This is a genomic window from Bacteroidia bacterium (genome assembly GCA_025056095.1).
Classification (GTDB): Bacteria; Bacteroidota; Bacteroidia; order JANWVE01; family JANWVE01; genus JANWVE01.
Genome location: JANWVW010000171.1, coordinates 1 through 6,061, shown reverse-complemented (window position 1 = coordinate 6,061; position 6,061 = coordinate 1). Strand labels below are relative to the sequence as shown.

Below are 6,061 nucleotides of genomic sequence, written 5' to 3'. Positions count from 1 at the left end.
CCCTTCGCATGCCTCACGCAAGAGATCTCTGAAAAATTCATTTCTCTGTAAGTTATGTAAGGTTTTAGCTTGTAAGTACTTGTACTTCAAGCTCAAACAAGGTAAAGACATAATTGCTTAGGTTATCTGCGTGAGGGGCATGGAGCATGCCGTTAGGCAGTGCGAAGCACCGAAGCGAAGCGCAGTGCGGAATGCCCCGACCCTTGCGTCAGCAAGGGGCACGCCCAAAAAACAAAACTATTTTTCAAACTTAATAAAATTCTTTCAATTTCTATCCAAAAAAAACACTAATTTCAAGCAACTGAAACAAAAATAATACAGGTACATCCTTTACATAGGACTTCAATCAAGTGTAACACCAAATTGTGAGAGCTTTAAACAAAAGTCTCATACTTATTAACCTACAAGTTCTATTGAAGCAGGAAAACCATATCCAAACGAAAAGCATTTGAAGCAGCTCAGAAGGAGATTCGCAAGCAGTATAAAGAGCCTTACTGCTGGGGGGCTTTCATAATGATTGAATAAAAATAGTGGCAATAATCTACCTATGGACAAAATATCTATTTTTGCTACATGAAAAAAATAGTTGTAAGCGGCATTCGCCCTACAGGTCATTTACACTTGGGTAATTACTTTGGGGCAGTAAGAAACTTTTTGCGCATGCAACATCAACACGAATGCTTCTTTTTTGTAGCAGATTGGCACTCTCTGACTACTCACCCTACTCCTGAACATCTTTCTCAATCGGTAAAAAATGTTATAGTTGAGTACTTAGCCGCAGGCTTAGATCCCGATCTTTGTACCTTGTACGTTCAAAGTGATGTTAAAGAAATTGCAGAACTGTATCTACTTATGAACATGAACGCTTATTTAGGAGAGTTAGAGCGATGTACTTCGTTTAAAGATAAAGTAAGAGCAAATCCTAATAACGTGAATGCAGGTCTATTGACCTATCCCGTGTTAATGGCAGTAGATATTCTTATTCACCACGCGGACTACGTGCCTGTCGGCAAAGATCAAGAACAACATTTAGAAATGACACGTACTTTTGCTAATCGTTTCAATTACTTGTACAAAGTAAATTATTTCAAAGAACCTATCGCATATAACTTTGAGCAAGAATTGATAAAAGTTCCAGGTTTAGATGGTTCAGGTAAAATGGGCAAAAGCGAAGGCGAAGGAAATGCTATTTTTCTTAATGATAGCCCAGAAGTAATCCGAAAAAAAGTGATGAAAGCTGTTTCGGGTAATACTCCTACCCAGCCTAACGAACCTAAGCCTGAACCAGTGGAAAATCTTTTTACCTTGATGCGTTTAGTATCCACTCCTGATACTGTTGCTTATTTTGAAGAAACCTACAACAATATGACTATTCGTTACGCAGATATGAAAAAACAATTGGCAGAGGACATTATTAAGTTTATAGAACCGATCTATCTGCGCATTCAGGAGTACCAAAAGGATACAGATTTAATTAAGAAAGTCATTGCAAAAGGGCGTGAAAAGGCAAGAGCTAGCGCCCAAAAAACACTACAAGAAGTAAGGTCGATTATAGGTTTTGAAAATGTGTAACCATAAGCCCCTTAGTACAAATTTTATTTTTACCTTTGTGGTACTATGGTACAAAAAATAAGTGTTATCGGTGCAGGTACCATGGGGAATGGTATTGCACACGTTTTCGCCCAATATGGCTATACTGTTAGCTTAGTGGATATTAGCGATGCTGCTTTACAAAAGGGTTTGTCTACCATTGCAAAAAACTTAGACCGAATGGTAGCTAAACAAAAATTAACTGAAGAGCAAAAGCAACAAACATTAGAACGCATCACTACTACAACAGACTTGAAAACAGGTGTAGCCGACGCAGACTTAGTAGTTGAAGCAGTGTTAGAAAACTATGAACTAAAAGCAAATGTATTTAAGCAGCTAGATGAATATACAAAGCCAGAAACTATTTTAGCCAGCAATACTTCCTCTATCTCTATCACTAAAATAGCATCTAATACTCGAAGACCTGACAAGGTAATAGGGATGCACTTCATGAATCCAGTTCCTGTAATGAAGTTAGTAGAAGTTATTCGGGGCTATGCTACTTCCGATAGTACTACCCAAACTGTAATAGAAATATCCAAAAAAATGGAAAAAGTACCTGTAGAAGTGAAGGATTATCCTGGATTTGTAAGCAACCGCATACTCTTACCAATGATTAACGAAGCAATATACTGCGTATATGAAGGTATAGCTACACCTGAAGCCATAGATGAAGTAATGAAATTAGGCATGGGACATCCTATGGGTCCGTTGAGATTAGCAGACTTTATAGGTTTAGACGTATGTCTCAATATCATGGATGTGTTATATGAAGGATTTAGAGATTCTAAATATCGTGCTTGTCCACTGTTGAGAAACATGGTTGCCGCAGGACATTTGGGCGATAAAACAGGTAAAGGTTTTTACACTTATCAAAAGTAAAGAACCTCTTGATTTTACAACCAAAAATCCCCTGCATTAAAAACACAGGGGATTTTTTGTAGGGGAGGTTTATATTTAGCGAGGAGAATATCGCCCACTTCCGCTGCTGCTTCTATTGCCACTGTTTATTGAATTACTTGGCGTATAGCTTCTTGGAGTAAAGTTACTGCTATTGTTAAAGTTGCGAGGAGTAGCGTTATATTGGATGTTATTCTCATAATTGCGAGGAGTAGAATTACGAGGAGTAGGGTTGTTGTTTTCATAACTGCGAGGAGTAGTGTTATTGTTCAACTCACTGCCGCGTGGTTTGGATATGTTATTATTAGAGCTATTGTTGTAGTAATTTGGTCTAGGAGTGCTAGTATTGTTGTTGTAATAGTTAGGTCTGGGGTTGCTATTGTAGTCATTGTTACGAGGGCTGCTGATAATACTACTGCGCCCGGGGCTATTCCCACCACTTTGGTCCACTCTGCCAGGATTTAGGTTAGTAACGTTGCTGCTACCTCTACCGCTATTGTTTGTAACCATTCCACCTGAACTGTAACGAGGTGCATTTCGCCAGCCCCAAGGGTCATTCCATCCACCGTTCCATACGTATGGATTATAGTAGCCCCAACCCCACCAAGGATTACCCCAACCGTAATAAGGGTTACCCCACCATCCGTTGTAGAAGCCTGCATTGTATCCTGCGTAATATCCTGCCATGTATCCTGCCATGTAGGGGTTGTTCCATGGACTGAATGGATTGTAAAAGCCGTACCACCAAGGATTATAGTTCCATACACTTGTGTAGAGGAAAGGATTGTAGTAATAAGTAGACCAACCCCAGCCGTAGGACCATATTATTCTTGTACGCCAACCGCCCCATATTGTAGGAGTAGTAACTACGGCAAATGTAGGCATACCCCAACCCCAGTACCAAGAATTAGTGTAAAATGGGTCATAGTAGCTGCATCCACTCCACCAATCGCCATAAAAACGCCTCAATCGAGAAGTGTAATAGCCATCTTCTTCAATAAAAGCATCATATTCGTATGAGTCTTCATTGTATTCACTACGATTAGGCTCACTGCTATAACTATAGCTGTTGTTTGCAGAATTGCCCCTTGGCTTATTAGTATAGTAGTCGCCGTACATTTCATCGTATCCCTGGGCTATTGAAGTTATACTTGCAGACCAGAGAAGTAAGACCGATAACAATAATTTTGTACTTTTCATATTTCAACTCAATTATATTAAACGGTAGTTAAAAGTAGAATGTTTCACTTGTAAAAATACAAAGTTTATTCCAAATTTCCAAACCAATAAAAAACCGTTAAAAACATTTTTCTGAACAGCCGTTATTTTCTATGAAGTACTGCGTACAATGATGTACCCCAGGGAAAAGAAACGTAGCGCAGTAAAAAATTTTCTATGTATTGAATTTGGGTCAAAATGAAATTAAAAGGTTTTGGGGGAACACCTTGATCAGATTTAGGATTATTTTTACCCACAACTTTTTTAATCAGCTTTACACCTGCAATCAGCGGAAATAATAAGAACATTCGGTAGGTTATTCTTCTTATCTCAAAATTAGGATACTGTAAAAGCATTTTTTTGAGTGTTTTTTTAGTATATCTACGTTTTACGTTGCATACTATATCATGTTGAGAAAATAACCAAGGTAAAGCCGCTACATGGATAAGCAATTTTCCACCGGGTTTTAATATGCGTGCGGCGTTTTTCATAAAAATATCAATCTCTTCTTCATGAAGCAATACCAAAACATCCATACTTAGTAAAACGTCGGCAAAGTTATCAGGATAACTCACAGTAGTAATATCACCTAATTCGGCGGTATCCAACCCTCGGGATTGACAAAAGTGTATAGCTTCTTGGGAAATATCAAAACCATACACCTGGTGTCCTAATTCTTTTAGAAATTCCATATTTTTACCTGTACCGCAGCCTGCGTCTACAATCACAGCGTTGTGGAGATCTTTTAGAGTGTGTTGTAATACATTTCTCAAACCTTTGTACCACCACATATCATTTTCGCAGTGGTACATAGCTGCGTATTCACTGGACTGCATCAAACTTTGCGCCCACTTCTTTTGTACGTTCGAGTTCATAGTTCTTTTTTTTAACCTTTTTGAGGGCTTTTATGAGTTTGATTTCATCTTTCAATGTTTCGGTAATTTTATCAAAATTGAAAAAACTAGATTTGCCGTATATTCGGTCGTAATGATGTACAGGAACTTCTTTTATTTTATTAGTCAGAAAGCTCATTTTTTTGACTAATTCTACCGTAATGGCGCCGCTGGTAAATTCAAAATTTATGCTGCGTAATAAATCGCCGCGCATCAGTCTAAAATCGCAATCTACATCTTTGATAGGTATTTTGAATACCATTTTTGTCAATTTACGATATGCCAAGCCTATATATGTACGAACAAAACCATCAGAGCGGCGTATTTTATAGCCATTGACAAAATCGTATTGAGGAATATGCTTCCAAAGCAGATATAGTTCATCAAGGTGATATTGTGCATCGCCATCGGTATAAAAGATCCATTCTTTTGTAGTCGCTTTAATACCTGATTGTAGCGCCCCGCCGTATCCTTTGTTTTGTTCATGGTTGATTACAATCAACTCGGGAAATTTTTTCTGCATTCGTTGAAGTTCTAACAAAGTGTGGTCTTTGCTTCCATCATTGACGGCAATGACTTCAAGGTCGTTGGTAAGCTGGCTGCCGTATCGGTACGCATCGGTTATCATCATTTCTACCGTGCCTGCGTCATTATAGAAAGGAAAAAATATGCTTAAAGATGGCATAAAACTTTTGCCTATAGTAAGATTTTTTCTATACTCTGAAAATTAAGACCATTTTTTCATTTACAAAGATAAAAAATTTGATTGTAAAAAACCGCACGCAAGTCAAAATTTTATTGAGTGTACCATAGCAGCCTACGATGTAAAAAACCTGATGAATCAAGCAAAGCCACCAAAACGAAGAGAGTAGACACGATAATCCAAAGCCATTTAATAGGATAAGGTAAAATACACCACATGTTCATAATTCGTTGCAATAAGTTAGGAAAGTTTTTTTGCTTCTGTACGGTAGTTTTGCCGAAACTAAGTATTCTGTGATAAACCCACTGGTGAGCAAATGTACTCAATACTACTACATCTCTCTTGTATCTCTCTTTTCCCAATCTTTTGTAAGCTTTTTTGTGCAAGTGGTGAATTTCATACCCTTTATATTTACCATTTACGGTTTTACCTATTTTTTTCCATGGGAACATTTGACATCTGTACCCTGCTCGGGCTAACCATATTTTTTGCATCAATCGCCACTCAGGGGAATTCATGTAAGCATCTTTTTCTGCACGGCTGAGTGGCTTTTTACGAAGTTTTCTCTGCTCCAAGAGTTTTATTTCTTCTTTGGTCAAACGTACGCTTCTGGGAACTAAAACTCCGTGGATTATTCTCATTAAAGGCAAAAAAAATATATTTTTACTAATTTTGCAAGCATTTTTTTGGGCGTGCCCTTGCCCACACTTCGCTTGCGCTTGTGTGGGCAAGGTCGGCGTGCTACGGGCTACGCTTT

7 protein-coding genes are annotated in these 6,061 nt (G+C 38.2%); 3 read left to right on the top strand and 4 right to left on the bottom strand.

The features are described 5' to 3' along the window. Positions 1-139 precede the first annotated feature (139 nt). The 3 genes from NZ519_10980 to NZ519_10970 all read left to right on the top strand — a co-directional run bounded on the left by NZ519_10980 (position 140) and on the right by NZ519_10970 (position 2,472). A complete protein-coding gene (locus NZ519_10980; GenBank protein ID MCS7029274.1) occupies positions 140-316 on the top strand; it encodes a hypothetical protein in 177 nt (58 codons plus the stop codon). Between the two features lie 257 nt (positions 317-573). Further along, positions 574-1,572, top strand: coding sequence for a tryptophan--tRNA ligase (trpS, locus tag NZ519_10975; GenBank protein MCS7029273.1), 999 nt, complete (start codon positions 574-576; stop codon positions 1,570-1,572). A gap of 45 nt (positions 1,573-1,617) precedes the next feature. Then, on the top strand, positions 1,618-2,472 hold the full coding sequence (locus NZ519_10970) for a 3-hydroxybutyryl-CoA dehydrogenase (protein MCS7029272.1): 855 nt from the start codon (positions 1,618-1,620) through the stop codon (positions 2,470-2,472). 75 nt (positions 2,473-2,547) lie between these two features. Here the strand turns inward: NZ519_10970 and NZ519_10965 are convergent, their stop codons facing one another. The 4 genes from NZ519_10965 to NZ519_10950 all read right to left on the bottom strand — a co-directional run. After that, on the bottom strand, positions 2,548-3,690 hold the full coding sequence (locus tag NZ519_10965; protein ID MCS7029271.1) for a hypothetical protein: 1,143 nt from the start codon (positions 3,688-3,690) through the stop codon (positions 2,548-2,550). Between the two features lie 122 nt (positions 3,691-3,812). After that, positions 3,813-4,583, bottom strand: a complete 771-nt coding sequence (locus tag NZ519_10960; GenBank protein ID MCS7029270.1) for a class I SAM-dependent methyltransferase — start codon at positions 4,581-4,583, stop codon at positions 3,813-3,815. Continuing rightward, positions 4,531-5,286, bottom strand: a complete 756-nt coding sequence (locus NZ519_10955) for a glycosyltransferase family 2 protein (GenBank protein ID MCS7029269.1) — start codon at positions 5,284-5,286, stop codon at positions 4,531-4,533. The genes NZ519_10960 and NZ519_10955 overlap by 53 nt, the downstream gene beginning before the upstream one ends. Positions 5,287-5,396: 110 nt before the next feature. Further along, the coding region (locus tag NZ519_10950) for a hypothetical protein (GenBank protein MCS7029268.1) at positions 5,397-6,061 on the bottom strand (665 nt) is incomplete at its 5' end.